This is a genomic window from Muricoccus harenae (assembly GCF_009848505.1).
GTDB lineage: Bacteria > Pseudomonadota > Alphaproteobacteria > Acetobacterales > Acetobacteraceae > Roseomonas > Roseomonas harenae.
Window position 1 is genome coordinate 1 of the sequence record NZ_WWDL01000107.1, and the last position, 676, is coordinate 676.

General features: G+C 67.6%; 1 pseudogene. It reads right to left on the minus strand.

From position 1 onward, the window contains the following. A pseudogene (locus tag GSE44_RS25125) lies at window positions 1-676 on the minus strand (DDE-type integrase/transposase/recombinase); the annotation flags it as partial.

A 676-nucleotide genomic window follows, 5' to 3' on the forward strand; every position in this document is an offset into this window, starting at 1 on the left:
GATGCTGTTGTGGTGCCGCCGCCAGCTCTCGATGCAGATCCTGGCTTCCGCCAGGCTGTAGAAGATCTCGCCAACCAGCCGCTCGTCGCGCAGTCGGGCGTTGAAGCTCCCCAGAGGGCCATCCTCCCACGGACTGCCTGGCGCGATGCAGGCCGTCCTGGCACCCACCGCCGTGATCCAATCCTGCGCTGCCTTCGCTGCGAACTCAGGTCTGCTGTCCGAGCGAATGTGGGCAGGCACCCCGCGCAGGATGAACAGGCCGGACCGCATGTCGGTCACGTCCGCAGCCCTGAGCTTTCGCCCTGGATGGCCAGGCACTCCTGGGTGAACTCGTCGAGGGCGTTCGGCATCCTGAACTTGCGCCCGCAATGGGTGCGGTCCTCGACAAAGTCATAGGACCAGACATGGTCTGGCCGATCCGGCCGCAGCCGGATACAGGACCCATCCGTCAGCCACAGCCGCCCTCGCTTGGGCTGCCGGGGCGGCACCTTCAGCCCCTCGCGCCGCCAGATGCGCTCCACCCTCTTGGAGTTCACCTGCCAGCCCGCCTGGTGGAGCAGGGCCGTGACCTTGCGGTAGCCATAGCGCCCATACTCGCGAGCGCCCGTGACGACATCGGCCGTCAGCCCCTCCGCGTCTATGCCCGCGGCGCCTTGCGCCGTATCGAGCAGTGCTG